The organism is Wolbachia endosymbiont of Cylisticus convexus (assembly GCF_003344345.1).
This window is the reverse complement of sequence record NZ_QPIP01000029.1, coordinates 1-18763: the sequence shown is the minus strand read 5'-3', so window position 1 is coordinate 18763 and position 18763 is coordinate 1. Positions and strand designations below refer to the sequence as shown.

Annotated in this window: 17 protein-coding genes, 2 tRNA genes and 4 pseudogenes; 12 read left to right on the top strand and 11 right to left on the bottom strand. The window is 35.2% G+C overall.

The genetic code is table 11. The annotated features are described in order from the left end of the window. A pseudogene (locus tag Wcon_RS04275) lies at positions 1-673 on the top strand (IS630 family transposase); the annotation flags it as partial. A 15-nt stretch (positions 674-688) separates the two neighbouring features. Then, on the top strand, positions 689-1069 hold the full coding sequence (locus Wcon_RS04270; protein WP_237350030.1) for a transposase: 381 nt from the start codon (positions 689-691) through the stop codon (positions 1067-1069). 107 nt (positions 1070-1176) lie between these two features. On the opposite strand, the gene Wcon_RS11935 is transcribed toward Wcon_RS04270, so the two are convergent. The 8 genes and pseudogenes from Wcon_RS11935 to der form a co-directional block, all read right to left on the bottom strand. After that, the gene (locus Wcon_RS11935) at positions 1177-1470 is read right to left on the bottom strand and encodes a reverse transcriptase domain-containing protein (RefSeq protein ID WP_179947482.1); all 294 of its coding nucleotides are present in this window, start codon (positions 1468-1470) and stop codon (positions 1177-1179) included. Positions 1471-1615: 145 nt separating this feature from the next. Beyond that, complete coding sequence (locus Wcon_RS12480; protein ID WP_255565489.1) at positions 1616-1783, bottom strand: reverse transcriptase N-terminal domain-containing protein; 168 nt, start codon at positions 1781-1783, stop codon at positions 1616-1618. Further along, positions 1749-1889, bottom strand: coding sequence for a reverse transcriptase N-terminal domain-containing protein (locus Wcon_RS12475; protein WP_255565488.1), 141 nt, complete (start codon positions 1887-1889; stop codon positions 1749-1751). The genes Wcon_RS12480 and Wcon_RS12475 overlap by 35 nt, the downstream gene beginning before the upstream one ends. Before the next feature lie 628 nt (positions 1890-2517). After that, positions 2518-2760: pseudogene (locus Wcon_RS11930) on the bottom strand (PD-(D/E)XK nuclease family transposase); the annotation flags it as partial. 93 nt (positions 2761-2853) lie between these two features. Beyond that, positions 2854-3147 (bottom strand): annotated as a pseudogene (locus Wcon_RS11535) (phage major tail tube protein); the annotation flags it as partial. A 229-nt stretch (positions 3148-3376) separates the two neighbouring features. Continuing rightward, on the bottom strand, positions 3377-3868 hold the full coding sequence (locus Wcon_RS04240) for a disulfide bond formation protein B (protein ID WP_114517325.1): 492 nt from the start codon (positions 3866-3868) through the stop codon (positions 3377-3379). A gap of 92 nt (positions 3869-3960) precedes the next feature. Continuing rightward, positions 3961-4995: a hypothetical protein gene (locus Wcon_RS11925; RefSeq protein WP_237350029.1), complete on the bottom strand. Its 1035-nt coding sequence runs from the start codon at positions 4993-4995 to the stop codon at positions 3961-3963. Positions 4996-5135: 140 nt separating this feature from the next. Then, complete coding sequence (der, locus tag Wcon_RS04225) at positions 5136-6461, bottom strand: ribosome biogenesis GTPase Der (protein WP_114517324.1); 1326 nt, start codon at positions 6459-6461, stop codon at positions 5136-5138. Between the two features lie 137 nt (positions 6462-6598). On the opposite strand from der, the gene Wcon_RS04220 reads away from it, so the two are divergent. Together Wcon_RS04220 and Wcon_RS04215 are read left to right on the top strand one after the other, a co-directional pair. After that, on the top strand, positions 6599-7618 hold the full coding sequence (locus tag Wcon_RS04220) for a hypothetical protein (protein WP_237350028.1): 1020 nt from the start codon (positions 6599-6601) through the stop codon (positions 7616-7618). 215 nt (positions 7619-7833) lie between these two features. Beyond that, a complete protein-coding gene (locus Wcon_RS04215; protein WP_114517323.1) occupies positions 7834-9351 on the top strand; it encodes an acyl-CoA carboxylase subunit beta in 1518 nt (505 codons plus the stop codon). 33 nt (positions 9352-9384) lie between these two features. Here Wcon_RS04215 and Wcon_RS04210 read toward each other — a convergent pair. Next, positions 9385-9457: transfer RNA gene (locus Wcon_RS04210), tRNA-Thr, on the bottom strand. A 13-nt stretch (positions 9458-9470) separates the two neighbouring features. Here Wcon_RS04210 and Wcon_RS11405 point away from each other — a divergent pair. The 3 genes from Wcon_RS11405 to pdxH are packed head-to-tail and all read left to right on the top strand — an operon-like array spanning position 9471 to position 11001. After that, complete coding sequence (locus tag Wcon_RS11405) at positions 9471-9620, top strand: hypothetical protein (RefSeq protein ID WP_179947481.1); 150 nt, start codon at positions 9471-9473, stop codon at positions 9618-9620. After that, positions 9586-10401, top strand: coding sequence for a bifunctional DNA-formamidopyrimidine glycosylase/DNA-(apurinic or apyrimidinic site) lyase (gene mutM, locus Wcon_RS04205; protein ID WP_114517322.1), 816 nt, complete (start codon positions 9586-9588; stop codon positions 10399-10401). Before Wcon_RS11405 ends, mutM begins: the two co-directional genes overlap by 35 nt. A gap of 15 nt (positions 10402-10416) precedes the next feature. Beyond that, positions 10417-11001 (top strand): pyridoxamine 5'-phosphate oxidase, encoded by a 585-nt coding sequence (gene pdxH, locus Wcon_RS04200; protein WP_114517321.1) that lies wholly within the window; start codon positions 10417-10419, stop codon positions 10999-11001. An 850-nt stretch (positions 11002-11851) separates the two neighbouring features. On the opposite strand, the gene Wcon_RS04195 is transcribed toward pdxH, so the two are convergent. Further along, a tRNA-Met gene (locus tag Wcon_RS04195) sits at positions 11852-11928 on the bottom strand. 96 nt (positions 11929-12024) lie between these two features. Between Wcon_RS04195 and Wcon_RS04190 the strand changes: the two genes are divergently transcribed. The 3 genes from Wcon_RS04190 to Wcon_RS04180 are packed head-to-tail and all read left to right on the top strand — an operon-like array spanning position 12025 to position 16920. After that, the gene (locus tag Wcon_RS04190; protein ID WP_114517320.1) at positions 12025-14151 is read left to right on the top strand and encodes a ComEC/Rec2 family competence protein; all 2127 of its coding nucleotides are present in this window, start codon (positions 12025-12027) and stop codon (positions 14149-14151) included. 47 nt (positions 14152-14198) lie between these two features. Then, entirely contained in the window at positions 14199-16001 is a 1803-nt protein-coding gene (locus Wcon_RS04185) for a coiled-coil domain-containing protein (protein ID WP_114517319.1), read from the top strand. A 25-nt stretch (positions 16002-16026) separates the two neighbouring features. After that, positions 16027-16920 carry an RluA family pseudouridine synthase gene (locus Wcon_RS04180; protein WP_114517318.1) on the top strand — a complete coding sequence of 298 codons (894 nt, stop codon included), beginning with the start codon at positions 16027-16029 and terminating at the stop codon, positions 16918-16920. A 6-nt stretch (positions 16921-16926) separates the two neighbouring features. On the opposite strand, the gene Wcon_RS04175 is transcribed toward Wcon_RS04180, so the two are convergent. Next, entirely contained in the window at positions 16927-17130 is a 204-nt protein-coding gene (locus Wcon_RS04175) for a diacylglycerol kinase (RefSeq protein WP_255565490.1), read from the bottom strand. Between the two features lie 73 nt (positions 17131-17203). Between Wcon_RS04175 and Wcon_RS04170 the strand changes: the two are divergent. Continuing rightward, positions 17204-17385 (top strand): annotated as a pseudogene (locus Wcon_RS04170) (IS630 transposase-related protein); the annotation flags it as partial. Between the two features lie 536 nt (positions 17386-17921). After that, the coding region (gene ltrA / locus Wcon_RS04165; protein ID WP_114516916.1) for a group II intron reverse transcriptase/maturase at positions 17922-18763 on the top strand (842 nt) is incomplete at its 3' end.

Below are 18763 nucleotides of genomic sequence, written 5' to 3'. Positions count from 1 at the left end.
AATCACAAAATTACTGACTGGAATAAATTTACTGAATTTGCTAAAAAATATGGTGGAAAAACTCTATCGGAAATGGCTAAGCTTTGGAGCAATGTTAGTATCCCAACGATTCATCGAGCTCTTAAAAAAATTGGACTCACACGCAAAAAAAGACATATGGATACAAAGAAAGGGACGAAGAAAAACGCGCTGAATTTTTGAAAATTATAGCAACAAAAGAACCTCAAAACTTAGTTTATATAGATGAGTCTGGCATTGATAACACCGAGGACTACCCTTATGGATATTGCCAGAAGGGACAGAGGTTTTATGCTCTAAAATCTGGTAAAAAAATTCAACGAATCAGTATGATTGCAGCCTTAAACGGCAGGAAAATAGTTGTTCCGTTAACATTTGAAGGCCACTGTAATATGTTAATAAATGGTTTGAGCAGTTTCTGACACCGATTTTGAAACCTGGACAAACTGTTATCCTTGATAATGCTACTTTTCATAAGTCTAATAAGATTACTGAATTTGCTAAAGGAGTTGGCGCAGAAATTTTATATCTACCGCCTTATTCTCCCGATTTTAACAAAATTGAGCATCATTGGTTTGCTATAAAAAACAGAGCTAGGAAAAACATCCCTCTATTCACATCTTTTCGTCATGCTGTTGATTCCGCTTTTCTATAAGCTTTTCGGACTATTATGAAAAGAGCTATAATAGCTACGGAATACACTAATGCTATTTCACGTGATAGTACATTAGCATATAACATGCTAAAAAAAATAGAGAATAAGTACAATATCTTATCCCTCTACGCAGATGCATTTTATGATGCAACGAATGTGTATAAAATATGTAAAGAATATAATATAAAGCCTATAATACGGCCAAGAAAAGATGCAAAAATCTACATGTCAGAAAGAAATGAAAATATTAGTATAATAAGGTTGAGTGAGAATTATAAAGATGGCGTAGCAAATTGGAAGAAGAAAATGAAATATGGTGCTAGGTCATACGTTGAAAGCTTTTTCTTTAGACTTAAAAAAACATTTGGATTTAGTTTAAAAATAAGTCTGAAGTAAATCGTGAAAAGGAACTTTCAGTCAAGTGTTATTTGATAAATGAATTTACTAAAATTGGTACTGCTAAATTTGAGATAGTTATTTAAAGTTTTATCGTTCTGAATCAATTAAGGAGCTATGCAACAAAGCCGAGTGCCAGCAGTTGTGGGATACAAGGTTTTTGACTCTAGGAAACCAGCCTTTAACCAACTATGCAGAATTTTCTTCTCCATAGGAATATGCTTCATAAGCCATTCATGGTTAATGTTGTCAAAGCACCCTTTGATATCACCTTCTAGTATCCATTGTGGTCGATTGCGTCTTGCCAGTAATAAGTGACAAGCAGCAATAGCATCCGCGCAGGATCTTTTAGGTCTAAAGCCATAGGAGTCTGATTGTTTCAGATACTGGCTCCAGGGCAAACAGATATAATGCTTGCAATGGCTCTATCTTTCTATCGAAGGTATTCCAAGAGGTCTTCTTTTGCTATTAGATTTACTGATATAAATCCGTTTTAGTGGGGAAGGTTTATATCCTCTTTGCTTTAACTGCTTTATTCCTTGAAATTTAGCATTGCAAGTTGACCATAGTTGACGATCTACACCCGCTGTGTTTTTTCCTTGGTTTTCCAGTTACTCTCTTAACAGCCAAAGCTTTTCCGCTAAAAGAGCGTGTGAGAAGATGTTGTAAAGCTTTTACCTTACCCCCATCTTCCCTGTTGGACAGCCTTAACAATACGTCTTTGTAGCCTCACAATAACTTTCTGGCATTTCTTCCAGGATAACTGGTTCCATGCTTCGGAGTTGTTGGTAAGTGCACTTACAGTTTTACTTGTAATCATCTGCTTTCCTACCTTAAGTGGTTGACAAAGTTTCTTGTCACGAGGGACCAAATGAAAGTCTGCTCGTTTTCACGCGAATTAATGTTACAAATTCTATCCATTTCGTTACAAAATGGCATTCGCTTTCTCCATTCTCCTTTACCTGCACTTCCATCAGCATTCCTTGCGATTTGCTTGCCATGTAGGCGAAAATACAGGCTTACCCTGTTCCTTCTATCATACAACAGTGGGTTAGGTGGCTTCTCTATACCGGTGGAGTTATTATTTGCGTACATCCAGAAGTGAAGAATGTAACTTATCCACATTACCTTTTGGTCAGAACTTATCAGCATCTTTAGCTCTTTCGTACTTACGATACTTCACTTGCGTTCACCATACCACTAAGCCTAGCCCTCCAACCACATGATACTTGTAGTTTATGCTCCTCTTACGATTACGCATCTTCTTTTTCAAGAGGAGGTTCATTGTCCGCATCGCTTGGCACCAACCGGTTGCCCGATTCGCACTGATGCGTAGACTCAGATGGCAAAATATCTGGTTTAATAAGTTTTAGAATCCTTTCAGTTTCTTTCTGGATGAATTCCTCTCCTTTTAAACAATATGACCGAAGACTTTCAGGTCGCACCTTTTCGACTATCACTTGTATCCCATTCTCATCCCTGCAGAGCACATCAACAATGCTTTGTTTTTTAGAGGCAATTTCAGCATCCATGATAGTACTGAGAAATTCTATTTCTTTTATTTCATCTTTGCCAGTAAAGCCTAGAATATCATTGAGGAAGTGAATGAGGATATCTTTATTCTTTTCAGTACCAAAGATACGGCGAAATGCTATATCATTTTTAGGGTCGAGAAATTTAGATAAAGCCATAGCACAAATGCCTAAAAACATTAATAATTATACAGTATTATCAGTAATTTTTCAATAAAAAGTGGCTATATGAAAAGACATCCATCTATTCTATTAAATCCCTAAAATCGCTTGTAATAAAGCCATCTGATCAACACCATTTATCTTTCTAATCATATTTTCAGCATCGATCTCTATCAGTTCATTACCACCTATCGTAAGTTTATAATAATGGGCAGCTACGGTACATTTTAGTGTTGCTTTCTCAGCAGGTTTCCAGCTACCAAAATCAAATTCTTTGAATATGCCCCTAAGGTTGATAATTACTCCTTCAATATCATTGTTTCCACTGCCTTGTAATTCGCCCCTGAGTGTCAAAGATACCGAACTCCCATCTATAGCCAAAAAGTCCATTGCCAAAGGCTCTGGAATTGAGAGTGGCAGTAAAGGTGCCAACCTGGGTAACCACTTTTGTTCCTTTTCCACCTGCATTGCATACTTTGCAGCGCTTGGCATACGCACAAGCACCCAGAAGAAATGTTCTATTGTCCCATCCATCGGGCACAATTGGGCAGATAGATAAATCTTTAAATTGCGGAAACTGGGTGGCGGTGTACAAATGCAGCATCTACTCTTGCTATTTTTTGCACCAATTGTGCCTTAAATTTCTTTCTTTACAATATATCTTACCTGATACAAACAGGGCTACTATAAGGTAAATAAGATTCCATGTTGCTAAGGAAATTCCAAAAATATAATGAGGTCTGTCACAAGATGGAGAGTAATTAGGGTTCAACAGATTATTTCTTAGCTCTTCTACACTGACATTGCCACTTGCTTGCTCTGTACAGCCTAAAACATCATGAAATAAGTGAAGCTCAAGACCTACATGATAAAAAGATATTATCGCACCAATGAGATAGCTGCAAAACATCGCATAGATTAGAATTTTGCTGTCTTTTAGCATATACACTACTGCAAGTAATCCTGTAACATAGTAAACTACTCGCTCGTACATACATAACTCGCACGGTAGCATATTGAAAAAATACTCCAGCACATATGCAAAAATTAAAGCAACAGCACTTGATAAGAGAAAAATTGTAGAACTGTTATTTATATCTGACATAGTTAATGAATTACTACAATATCTGTGAAGAGTCAACTCTTGTTTGACAACGTTTTACGTAACCCACATATCTATGCGCTACTCTACTACTTTTAACCTCTATACATATGCTCACAACTTGATACTGATTTGACTTGGATACTAGTTGCAACACTAGCATCACCATCTATTCTTACAATCTCTTCCTTGGTATACAATTCATTCTTATTCTTCATCCAGCTGTTATCATATTGAATATCAACCTTCCCTCCATTGGTTTTAAACCCAAACGTTTCTTGTATAAGCGATCTTTTTTCTTCTAACAATCTATTAAAATGTTCGCTAAAACTTTTATAATCAGACATAAAAGTAGAAAAAGCTTTATCAAGAGGAGTGTGATATACTATATTTTCCATGATTGTGTAAATGTCATGGGGTGATAATCGAAGCGTAGGATAATACTTTTGAAATCTATGCTTTATCTCATTATAAAATTCCGTAACCTTTACTCTACCAGCATCACTTACAGCAATTATAGCATTCTCAATATTTGGTATACCGTCATAGTCGTGACCTATCTTGTCATTTTCAGCAACCAAAAAGCCCTGTCTAGCCTGAATCTCACCAAGTTTTTTGTCCTTTTTAGGTAAAATATCAAAATCGAAATAGATCATAGGAGACTTCAGTGCCAGCAACATAAATATACGCATACTGTCTATCTCAACACCAAAAGATAATCTTTTACTTTCTGGAATAGAGTATAGATCTCTAAAATATCGAGATACAGTGTATTTAGAACATTGAGACAGTTCAATTTCCTTATCCGGTTGTAAATGAAAGCTAAATTCATACTCTCTTAAATCCAGCTCATTAAAGTCTATAAGCTCTATGTTTTTGTTTGGGTTAAATTCTCTGTTTGATATTTTATTTTCCAACTCTTTACGTTGCTCAGGAGTAAAACCAGATCCATTTATTACTAATTTCACTACACGCGTATCTTCCCTTTTTGCCCATTCGCTCAATCTCTCCAAATATTTTTCTGGAATCGGGTATCCATATCGCCTTGGAAGCCACTGAAATACTAAAGGTGTATCAACCGTGAAAGTATGTGGAGATCCAGGCCTTAAATCTTGTCCTTTATAATTCATAGCAAAAGTACTAAATAAGTTAATACTTTACTATATAATATTAATTTATCAACTACTTATTTAAGTAATATTATTTGCTTATCAACAATATTAATAAGATAAAAAAACTATATTATTAATGATTTAATAAATAAGATTACCTACTTTACATAGGGATTTTTATTCTTTTTCAAAAGTAATCTGACTGGTACGCCTTCAACAAAGAAGTTTTTTCTAAGACCATTAATTAAATAACGTTTATAATTTTCATCAACACTCTCAGGGACATTGCATATCAAAGAAAAAGCCGGAGGTTTGGTGCCAATTTGAGCAATATACTTCATTTTAATCGCTCTACCTTTTACAAGTGGGTGAGAATGTTTTTCCACGGCATCTATTAGCCACTTATTCAGTTTTGCAGTGCTGATCTTCTTGTTTAAGGATTCACTCACTTCAAGACACTTATCTATCACATCACCGCAGCGCATACCTTTCAACGCAGAAATTGTTACAGTTGGCACTTCCAAAAATAACCGAGTCACTTCCTGTTGTTTGACAAATTTTATTAACTTACTTCTATCATCCTTACCTATTAAATCCCACTTATTTAAAACAATGATAATTCCCTTCCCCCCTTTAATTGCAGCTTCAGCAATTGACAAATCTTGCTGCTCAATGCCAAGCAGGGAGTCTAGCATTAAAACTACCACATGAGAGCGCTTTATTGACTCCATGCTTTTTTCAACGAATCTTGATTCTAAGTTGCCAATAACATTTACCTTTCTGCGAATTCCTGCAGTATCAATTACAGTGATTAGTTTCCCATTATGGTCGTATGAGAGATCCACAGAATCACGCGTAGTACCAGGTTCTGAGCTTACTATTAGTCTATTTTCTGCAAGTAGATTGTTTAAAAAAGTTGATTTTCCAACGTTTGGGCGACCGATGATCGCAATCCTCAGTCTAATGGACTCACTTTCAGGCAGCTCAATGCCTTCGCTAAGACCTTCAATAACACTAGCTAATGCATTATAAAGATCAATCATGCCAAGATTATGTTCAGCTGAGATGTATACCGGACCTATGAAATTGAAAAACTGCAAATAATCAACATTTTCCGATTTATGACTTTCACATTTGTTTGCTATTAGTATTACAGGTTTATTCGTTTTTCTCTTCAGCCACTTTGCAAACTCTTTGTTCTGCTCATTTTGCACTTTTGCATCAACAAGAAAGAAAATTGCATCTGCACTCGACAAAGAAAATTCGATTTGCTCAATAACTTGTAGTGAAAAACTAGTTTGATCGTTCCATCCTCCTGTATCTATGACTTTAAACTCCAAATCGCTAATTCTTCCAACTCCTTCTCGTCTATCTCTCGTTACTCCTGGAATGTCACTAACTACCGCTGCTTTTCTTCTCACCAGCCTATTAAAGAGAGTTGACTTGCCTGCATTTGGAAGGCCTATTATAGCAATTTTCAGCATAGTTTAAGAGCATGTTTTGTACATAGTAGATTATAATTAAAATTTTTCATTTTAACTATTGACTTGATAGATTATATACTTATTCTGAAATTAGGATATTTTATCTTAAGTTTATTATGTAAAATTAGAGGGTAGTTATGTTAACATTCGAGCAAGTACAAAGTTTAGAATCAGAACAACAAAAGTTACAGGGGAATGTATTAGAAAAAAATTCACAAAGATTTGGAGAAAAATTTATACCAACCGCAGCAATACATGAGCATGTTGACGAAAAGATGGCAGACAACATCTTTGCTGGGTTGCGTGATATGTATACAGTAGAGTTTGAATATAACACAGCATCAGACAAACCTATAACTGTAGCTGTAGAAAATATGGCAGAGGGGTTTCAAAAATCCATAAAGCATTGGAAACAAAAAAAGATCATGTTTAGCGCGCCAGTGTATGTAAGTAGAGGAGATGGATCAATACTAGATTATATGATAAAGAGGCTTCACCATCTCAAAAACAATGACGCAAACATTAATGAGGACGGCAAACGTAAACTAGAGCCTGTTTTATCAGAAGTGCATGATCTAGTTTCAAAAGGTAATCATGTAAGCAAAGAGTTTCTGAAATTATTACCAAACGATGTATTGAAAAAACGTAAAGACTACTTATCAAAGTTAAAAGATATTGCACGCAGTGGTAGTGATAGTAATGAAGAAGACATTGTAGTACAAAGAGATAACGCGTTTTACTGTGTAAAATACTCAGAAAAAAGCATTGTAAGTCCTGCAAAATTTTTGAGCAATTCAGAATTTCAAAACTTAGAGGGAATACTAAAAGTTGGAGAAGATAATACAATAAAAATAAGAGATGGACAATATCACGATGTGAAAGGCAAAATAAAAATGACCTTTAAAGCGGGAGATGAAAAAATTGAAATGGTTTTATTCTCTGAAAAAGCTGAGGATTTTGGCAAAATAATGGTACGTATGGATGATAAAAGCTGTGAAATCTTCTTAAAGCATTGTAAAGAGCTAGAAAAAGAACCTCGTATAAGCAAGATCGTTGAAGCTGCTAAGGCCTTTGTGCAAACAAAAAACAATGCGCCTTCTTCTGCTCTAAACGATACTAATCTATCTCAGCATTTTAAGGAAGTTCTAACAGTGTAAGCTGATAGACAAAGCATGTACACTGTTAAACAGTGTACAATTGCTTAGCGCTAAAAATGCTAGACTATAAATCTGTTTGTGATAGTTACAGTCAGTGTGCGCAGTTTCATCAATTTCGTTACTTTCACTAGACCTTAAGAAGGTGTTTATGTCAAAAATAGACACTTCAAAAAAGTAATGTATACTTAACTTATTGAAAAATAACTTCCCTTAATATGCAGGACTTTAAAACACTAGAAACTAAAACATTAGAAGCTGAAAAAGGAGGCGGTCCTGATAGGGTTAACAAGCAACATGAAAAAGGAAAGCTAACCGCTAGAGAAAGGCTGAGTATACTGCTAGATGAAAATTCATTTCAAGAATATGATAAGTTTGTAAAACATCACGCAACTGATTTTGGCATGCAAAATGCTAATTTTTTAGGTGATGGCGTTATAATTGGCCACGGCACTATTTATGGCAGAAAAGTTTTTGTTTACTCTCAGGATTTCACTGTCTTTGGCGGATCACTTGGTGCATCACATGCAAAAAAAATATGCAAAATTATGGATATGGCAATTAATGCCAGGGTTCCAATTATCGGACTAAACGATTCTGGTGGAGCCAGAATCCAAGAAGGAGTAAGTTCCCTTGCTGGTTACGGAGAAATTTTTCAAAGGAATGTAAATGCATCAGGCGTTGTACCACAAATCTCTCTAATCATGGGTCCATGTGCTGGTGGTGCAGTTTATTCTCCAGCACTGACTGACTTTACTTTCATGGTGAAAAACAGCTCATACATGTTTATAACCGGGCCAGATGTAGTAAAAAAAGTTACATACGAGGACGTAAGCCACGAAGATCTTGGTGGAGCAAAAATTCATACAAGCAAAACAGGAGTAGCAGATTTTGTGTTCAATAATGATGTTGAAATGCTACTAGAAATGCGTGAACTCTTCACCTTTTTGCCAGCCAATAATCAAGAATTGCCAAAACCTATACCAACCTGTGACTTAATTGATGATGTTGATGAATCTTTGAACACTCTGATTCCTATCAATCCTAACACTCCTTATGATATGTATGAACTTATCGAAAAGGTGTGTGATGAAAGGAAGTTTTTTGAACTAAAACCAGATTTTGCTCGTAACATCATAATCGGTTTTAGTAGAATTGGAGGTAACACTGTTGGTATTGTTGCAAATCAACCTATGCATCTTGCGGGATGTTTGGATATTGACTCTTCAAGAAAAGCTGCAAGGTTTGTAAGGTTTTGTGACGCATTTAACATTCCCATCATCACACTTATTGATGTTCCAGGGTTTCTGCCAGGTACAAATCAAGAATACAATAATATAATACAACACGGAGCGAAACTGCTTTACGCTTACGCTGAAGCGACTGTGCCGAAAATTAGCCTTATCACTAGAAAAGCGTATGGTGGTGCATATATCGTTATGAACTCGAAACATTTAAAAGGTGACATAAATTATGCTTGGCCAACTGCTGAAATAGCTGTAATGGGACCTGAAAGTGCAGTTGAAATTATATTTCGACACGAAAAAGATCAGCAAACACTCATTAAAGAATATAAAGAAAAATTTGCTAACCCATTTTTTGCTGCATCGCATGGATATATTGATGATATAATAGCGCCAAGTAAAACAAGGTATCACTTTCACAAAGCGCTAGAGCTGCTCAAAAACAAGAAAGTAGAAAAAATATGGAAAAAGCATGACAACTTACCTCTGTAACTTTCTTCTCAGTCTTTATTATAAGGTCTACAGTGCCGTTACCAAGACTCGAACTTGGGACCTCGTCATTACCAATGACGTACTCTACCACCTGAGCTACAACGGCAAGTTCACATATTATGATAATGAATAACATAAAAAAAAATAAGGAAAAAGAAGAAGAGAAAAAAAGATTGGCAAAAGCTTTAAAGCAAAATATTCTAAAAAGAAAAAAACAGCAACAGAGTAGACAAGATGCCAGAGCTCCCGGAAGTGGAAGTAATCTCTAATTTCTTGCTTGATAAAATTAAAAACAAGCAAATTAGTAATGTTATAGTTAATAATTGGAATTTACGTACCCCAATAACAAAAAATATTGATGATTTGCTAAAGGGCAAAATTATAAACGATATCAAGCGTAGAGGTAAATATATAATCTGGCACACAGATAATAATTCGGCTATAATCATACATCTTGGCATGAGCGGAAAGCTTATATATGCTAACCACGATCAAGTGCGGAATAAGCACGATCACGTGGTATTTTTATTTTCTGACAACACTTCAATAATCTTCAATGACCCAAGAAGGTTTGGATTAGTGATTGTTTTAAACAGAGAACAAGAACTAAACTTTTTTAATAACCTCGGAATAGAACCTCTCACAGATGAATTCAGTGGAGGCTATCTGCAGGAGTTGCTGAAGAGCAGAAAAGTAAATATCAAATCTGCATTAATGGATAATAAATTGATAGTTGGGGTGGGCAATATATATGCTTCTGAAAGTTTATTTAGAGCCTGCATATCACCACTTAGGCCAGCACAAGACTTGACATATACAGAGTGCAAAAAACTTGCTACTGAAATAAAAAATACTCTGAGTGATGCAATTGCTGCTGGTGGTTCAACACTGAAAGATTATGCACAGCCATCTGGATCTGCTGGATACTTTCAAAATAACTTTTACGTATATGGTAAAGTGCAAAAGCCTTGCAAGATCTGCAACAATATCATAACACTTATACGGCAAAATGGGCGTAGCACTTATTTTTGCAATTCATGTCAGAATTAAATTTTATTTTTGAATATGACATTCTTACCTGAAAAAGATCCTTTTGATTTGTTTTCAAAGTGGTACAAAGCAGTACTTAATTCTTCATCAACTGCAATGACGCTAGCAACTTGTAGCAAAGACTGCATTCCATCTGCAAGAGTAGTATTACTAAAGGAATATAGTAAAGAAGGTTTTGTGTTTTTCACTAACGTAAACAGTAAAAAAGGGAAAGAATTGACTGAGAACCCCAAAGCTGCGTTAGTGTTTCATTGGATAGAATTTGCTAGGCAAGTACGAATTGAAGGAGATGTTAAACTTCTAAACGATGAAAGAACTGACGAATATTTCTCTTCTCGAGCGCGCGATAGTCAAATTAGCGCATGGTGCTCAAAACAATCGAGCATTCTAAAAAATTGGCAAGATTTTGAACAAGCTATAAATTCGAAGGAGAAAGAATTTCACAATACACAAATTTCTCGTCCCGACTTTTGGGTGGGATTTTGTGTAATCCCAAAAGTAATTGAATTTTGGCAAGAAGGTGAACACAGGAGACATATCAGATTTAGGTACACTCTTGTTGAAAAAAGCAATTGGAAAATAGAGCAGCTGTATCCTTAACGGGAGTGTTAAATAAACTGTTTAAAAGATATGCATTTGATAATTGTTGTTCCAGTGCATTTATCCAAATAACCCCTTATCCCAAAGTTAAGAAGCTTATCTTTTCATTGTAAACTCTCTCTAATAAGACTACTTCTTTTTTTCTCATCAAGCTTTGGTTTTCTTAACCTGATGCGTTCCACTGTGCAGATTTTCACATCACTTGCTGGGTGCAGATATATTAATTTTCGATAAGTCAACTGTCATCTACTGATGAGCTAGGTCTGGTATCCTTCATATGTTATACCAAAAGCTCCATAACCTTTTTTTGCCCAAGAAATTGCTGAAATGAACATAGTGCATCCGGATCAACTAACCCAAGAAATGTCTGGAATGCTTGTAGATTTAAGCTATCATTATATCAGCTACTGTTTTCAAGCAAGAATATTTTATATTGCTCTTGGCAACTTATTTGAATTTTTTTCATGCTTGCTATATTCAACAACTTATTAGAATTTCTGAATCAAGTATTTACTGACTCTTTTAGCTATAAACATTAAGAAGTTTACCAGCAAAAAAAGACAAAGAATCCCCGTAATAGCTAGTTACTCTACTCTTTATTTTAAAATTTGACGTTGGGTGATGTTTTAAACAGCGTTTTTCAGCTTATGTGGGTAAAAACCCGAAAGTTTTATAAAGACATAGGATGCACATAGTGCAAAAATAGTACGCCAAATACAAGTCTTCTTGTCGTTTTAATCTGCACAGATTGGGAAGTTAAATAATATAGCTTCATTCTTGTGGTAATGAGATTGACGAAATTTGTCAAGTTGTTTCTATCTGAAACCACAATATTTGTACAGTTGGAAGATGGTTGCGGGAGTAGGATTTGAACCTACGACCTTCAGGTTATGAGCCTGACGAGCTACCGAGCTGCTCCATCCCGCGTCGTTGCTTATTTATTATTATATATGCAATAATAAATAATATAAAGAATAAAATCACACTATTACGTATATTTATGTATCTATTAACTTTTTTGACATAATAGTAAATTATATACGTAACAATCTGCGCAATGAAAAATATAACCTGATACTGTGGGTTCCTGTTTTTCAGTGTGTAGGGGCCTTAACCTATTTTTCCCTAAGTTGTGAACCAAGCTGTATATCTATTTTTCTTTTGCTTTCACCTATACTAATTTTGATTGCCATATTACATAAAAAGTACGCGATATTATGTATCGCTTTAATTGCAATGCTTGTAGGATTTACAACCAGCAAATTAAGAACGGCTTCAATAGACACTAAAATCCTCGACAAAGAAAAGTACGTAAAAGATATTGTTGCTACAGTGAAGGACATTAATGACAGGGGCTCATACAAACAATTTCTGCTTTCTGTCTCTACTATCTCAAAATCCTCTCCTGTCATCCCAGCACCCCCTTTTGTCATCCCAGTACTTGATACTGGGATCCAGAAAAAAAAGATATGGATTCCAGCGTCACGCGCTGGAATGACACCGGATAGAGCTCTAGGTAACATCAGAATATCAGTTAGAACCAAAGTGGAAGAAGGCATTAAAATAGGCGATCAAGTAAAATTATCAGCAAAACTCTTCCCTCTAAAGATTGCGCCTTCGGAGTATGCATATGACTTTGCACGAATAGCATATTACCAGAAAATAAGTGCAACAGGTTTTGCAATAAGCAAAATAGTCCTGCACAAGAAGGCTGAAGCAAGGAAATTTCAGGAGTATATAGAATCTTTCCGTCAGTATATCTATGAAAACCTGCAGCAAAATACCAAAAAACCACATGCGGACATAATTTCTGCATTATTAATTGGCAAAAAAGACGGGATAGATCAAAAAACTATGAATGCAATACGAGACTCAGGTATAGCACATTTATTCGCTATATCTGGTCTACATTTATCGTTCGTTGCTGGTCTATTTTTTATAGTATTTCGTAATTTATTCGCAATATCTGAAACTTTGACTCTTAAGTATAACACCAAGAAAATATCTGCATTCTTTACTATTTTACCAACCACGTTTTATTTATTGATCACTGGTATGCAAATTTCCGCTCAGCGTGCCTACATTATGGTGATTTTAGTACTCGTTGCAATAATGATAGAGAGAAAATATCGAGGATTAATAGCAATTGCGTTTGCTGCTTCAGTAATACTTATAATAGAACCAGAAGCAATTTTAAAGCCTGGGTTTCAGATGTCATTTTCCGCCGTCTTAGCGTTGGTTGCCAGTTATCAGATTAATGCCAACAAATTTTTAAAAATAAAAATAATAAAATATTTTATGTCGATAATGATCAGCTCAGTAATAGCAAGCTTAGCAACGACTCCATATACAATATATAATTTTAATTATTTTTCAATCAGCGGCATTATTACAAATCTGATTGCCATACCAATAGTTACACTCATTATTATTCCACTTGGAATAATCTATGTTTTGTTGATTCCCTTAGGCATTGAGTGGGTTATAGCGCTGCTCATAGAACACCCAATTGACAGCATTTTGTATATAACAAATGCAATAGCTAATCTTCAGTATCTGATTATTCCCATTCGCGTTTTTCCTGCCTCATCAATTATTATAATAACGCTTGGGTTATTGTGGCTGTGCTTGTGGGAAAGGAATTGGCGTTTTTTTGGAATTTTCTTTATTGTGCTAGGTATTTTCTCTAGCGCTATGTATAAAACCCCTGACATCTTAATAAGTGGTGATAACGTTGCTGTAAGAGAGAGTGATAACTTGCTATACTCTCTCACTAGAAAAAATAGGAACTTTGTCATCAAAACATGGGCAAAACAAAATAGGCAGACTCAAATTGTGAATCATACTAAATTCAATAATTCGAACAAAAGGCTAAACTGTAGTGATTACGGCTGCGTATATAATAAAGGAAAGAACAAATCAGTGTTGCTAGCTTATAAGAAAGAAGATATTGTAGAAAGCTGTGATAAAGTTAATCTAGTAATTCAGTTAAGCAAATTCAACCACCCTACTTGCACCACTGAAATCCTCAAGTATGCTGACTTAGAGGCATATGGCACACACTCTGTTTGGCTAACAGATAGTAGTGGCATAAAGGTTAGTAAAGTGCGTTCTAATCGTCCTTGGCATAAGCCAAAGAGGTTGATTTAATGATATGATTAATATATAGTTAATTTAGTTAAGATGTAAGGAAATTTATGCCTTTAGATACAACAAATCCTTTCAATGTTAAGGTAGATCATAATTTTGTCAAAATAGATGATGCTATTGGTTTTTTTCCTAGAACATGGCGTGCAGCAAAGAAGTATTCTGTAAGTAATACTCTACCCATAGCGGCTGTAAATGCTTGGCTTCAATTTTCTTTGGCTTACGTAGCCGCAATAATAATAACCCATAATGATTTAAGCTTTATTACGGATATTTTTAACCCAACATTCATGCCAATTTATGCTTTGGTTTCTGTTATTCTTTTTACAACTTTTGTGGTCTCTTCTGCCACAAGATATATGCATAAACAAGAGATAAAAGAAAGAGAAAAGTCGATAGAGGAATTAATAAATGATAAAATTAGGGGCGGTAAAGACAATGAGGTAAGTGAAATTACTGAAAATGCCCTAAAAATAGAGATTATACCAGATTTAAGTCTTATAGGTCGCAAAAAAGCAAATTTTTCGATAGTCTTGCCAATTTCTGAAAATCAAAAAAAAGTATTAGATAATCAGAAACAAGAGAATAAAAATAAGGCCATTTTTCTTACCATACCATATGCAATTAGTGCTGCAATTATAGTTGGTGCGTTAATACAAAATAGACTTAGCTTTGCCAATGTTCAGGGTTTGGAATGGGTCCCAGTTGCATTGGCTAGTACCATTGCCATCATTGGAATATGTATAACATTCAGCAAGCTAAAAAACAATGAGATAAACAATAATTATAATATTGTTAAAAAATTTAATAATTTAGATATTCTCTTTCCATGCAGAAGAGGTAGTGTTGTATCTATAATGGAAAAAAAGACAAAAGATGAGGAAGAAAATGATTCTATATCTCGAGTTATAAAATTACTTGATAAGCACTTGACTGATTTTACAGATAAAATTGTTGCTTCATTTGATAAGCAGTTAGATGAAGCTAAAGGTCTACTCGATAATAAGCTTCTAAAACCTGCAAATGATGAAATTCAACAAACACTTGTTCATCTACAAGGAATTAGAGAAGATATCAAAAAAGATTTAGATGAGTTGCATAAGGAAATTTCTACCGTTTTAAGTGAAGCTAAAGAGCTGACAAAAAGAGCGAGTTCACTAAATATTGAAAGTACTTTTTCTAGTTTGAAGAATGCGGTTCAAATTACTGAAGATAAAATTAAGCGATTTGAACCAAATCGATGGATTGGCTCTTTTCAATCTACAGAAAGAACAATTAGTGATAATCATGAGTTCATGGGTATGTTAAAAAAGCAAAAAGAGGAAGCAGAAAAGATAAAGAAGGGATTGGAGGAGGAACTAAAAAAAGTAAAAGATGAGCTGGAAGAATTAAAGAATAAACAAACTCAATCAAACGAATCTAATAGCAGTGAAAGTAGTGCTACTGTTACTTTTCCTGATAAACAGCAAGATGAAGAGAAAAAAGTAATGGAGAAAAATAGACTATTAAAATCAAAAAAAAGGACAAAAGAACTGGAGAAAGAAAATACAAAATTGGAGAGAGAATTATCTGAACAAGAAAAAACAGATGAATGGAAAGAAAAAATTAATGGCAAACCAAGTGAATTTTTATATTATTTACTAGAGTCTGTTAAGCTGGAAGAAAAGGATGATAATGAAGAAAAAGTTGGTGAGAGAACATTAAAGAGTTTTAATAACAAGATAATAATCCACTGGAAAGATGGCTCTCAAACAATTTTTGATATCAAGAAACGAGATGTTCAACCTAGCACAAAAGTTAATTTTGTAGATCTAGATATTCATGCAGCATTCAAAGTAGCTTGTGCAGGATAGATATAATCTTAAATATTTGATAGTGATGAGAAGGCTAGATACTTACATAGCTGAAAAGTACAACATATCACGCAGTAAAGCACAAAGATTGATACAAAATAAGCAGGTAACATTGCTTGGCATTCCTGTAATCGACAACAATCACATAGTAAAAGCAGATAAGAAATATACGGTCCATCTTACTTGTGAAAATGAATCCACATCAATTGAACCTAATCACGATATAAAACTTGATATCATCTACGAAGATATGGACATTATAGTTCTGAATAAACAAAGTGGGTTAACAGTACATCCAGGTGCTGGGACAAATAATGATACACTATTAAACGCAGTTATCGCTTACCTTGATGCAAGACCAAGAATCGTTCACAGGCTTGATAAAGATACTAGTGGACTCATGGTAATTGCGAAAAATGAAGAAGCTCATAGCTTTTTATCCGAATTATTGTCAAATCGTAAAATAAAGCGGGAATATCTAGCAGTAGTGTGGGGAATACTGCCTTCTTATAAGGGGATTGTAAAAACTAATATTGCTCCAAAACGCAGTAATAAAGAAATGATGTGCGTAACAAAAACAACAGGCAAATTAGCAATCACTTATTACTCAGTGAAGAAAATTATAGGACAAGCAAGCCTGATTAAATGCACTTTAGAGACAGGCAGAACACACCAAATTCGAGTACACATGAGCCACATAGGACATTCTGTAATTGGTGATCAAATTTATGGAAAAAATAGTAGTAAAAGTGCAAAATATGCTAAAAATTCCGACTTTATCCGTAATTTCAACAGGCAGGCACTACATGCTCACACGCTGGGCTTATATCATCCAAAAAGTAAAGAATATATGGAATTTGTTTCTGATTTACCACAAGACATGCAAGTCTTAATTGGCGAATTTGAAAATATATCTTAATAACATTCATATCAATATTATCATCCATGTTATCAAGAAGTTAATTAATGAGAGGAAAACTGCTGCACTACCTAGATCTTTTACTTTTTTTGAAAGTATATGTTGTTCACTGGAAATACGCTCAATTGTTGTTTCAAAAGCAGTGTTAATAATTTCTACAATTAACACCAAAAATAGGCTGCTCACCATTACTGTACGTTCTAGTTGGATACTTCACTAGTATAGCTCTTTTCATAATAGTACAAACGAGGTAAAATAAGATTTTATAGTAGTGAAGGTAAGTATGCCAGCAGCATATAGTTATGATTTAAGAAAAAAAGCAATGGAATCACTAGAAGAAGGAGAAAGCAGAGAAGCAGTGGCAGCAAGATTTAAAATTGGAAGAACTACGTTATGGGAGTGGCAGCAAAGAAAAAAGAAACAGGAGATTTTCAGTCAAAAAAACTTGGAAATGGAGGTTATAGTGTGCCGTAGTGATGCAAGGAATGGTCAGAAAAGAGCAAACTGAGTACTTAAGCTACGCAATAGATGAGGGTGGGCCCCTCGGAGCCGATTTACAAGAGCAGGCTTCAAACAACCATAAGCTGCTTTGGTAAAGAGCCAAGGTAGTGAGCGTTATGGAAAAGGCGCAGTTATGTGTCATGTGTGAAATAGAGAGATGAACGAAAGTGAACCACTGATAAAGTGTCGAAACCATAACTGATGACGTCAAAACCAGGGGCTTATAACTCAACTGGGATAAATCTACCGGGAGCTTGTTTACGGGGTAGGAGGCGTCCGGCATAAAGGTGGCATGAATCTATTTTAGGCTATTGTGTAGAACTACGGGAACCTGTCGTTTCGATGATAAGGGAGAAATTCAAGGAGCTAAACTCTAAGGATGAGAGTACCAATGCGGAAAACAGGGGCGCGTAGTAGTGAAGAAGTTTCTGTAATGGAAATGGAGCGAAGGAGTTGAGTTATTCAGTTTTAATTATGTATCAACCGAAAGGGAGGAGTTAATGAATAAAACAAAGTCTTTTGATATACCAAAGCAACTTATTTGGAGGGCTTATAAACAAGTATCGAAAAATAAAGGTGCGGCTGGTGTGGATGAGGTATCGATAACAAGGTTTGAAGAGAACCTGAAGGATAATCTGTACAAACTATGGAATCGGATGTCATCAGGAAGTTATTTTCCAGAGCCTGTAAAAGCTGTAGCAATACCGAAAGATACGGGAGGGGGACAAAGAATTTTAGGTGTTCCTTCAGTATTCGACAGGATAGGGCAAACGGCCGCTTCTATGTATCTTGAGCCGCTAGTAGAACCAAAATTCCATGAAGATTCATATGGTTATAGACCGAATAAATCAGCACTGGATGCGGTAGATACGGCAAGGAAAAGATGCTGGAGGTATGATTGGACGATAGATCTAGATATATCCGGGTTTTTCGACAATTTGGATCACGAGTTGGCATTGCAAGCTATCAAGAAGCATACAAATTGCAAATGGGTCATACTATACGTTGAAAGGTGGATAAAATCCCCTATAAAACTTGCAGATGGCAGTAAGGTAGTTAGGGATAAAGGAGTTCCGCAAGGAGGTTCAGTTAGCCCAATCATCTCTAATATATTCATGCATCATGTGTTTGATATATGGATGAAAAAGAACTACCCGACGGTACCATTTGAGAGATATGTGGATGATGCGATAGTGCACTGCAGAACAGAGAAACAGGCAGAATTTGTGAAAGTAATGATCGAAGAAAGATTGGCTGAGTATAAGTTGAAATTACATCCTGAAAAGACACAGATAGTGTACTGTAAGGATGACAATAGGAGAGATGAATTTCCTAAACAAAG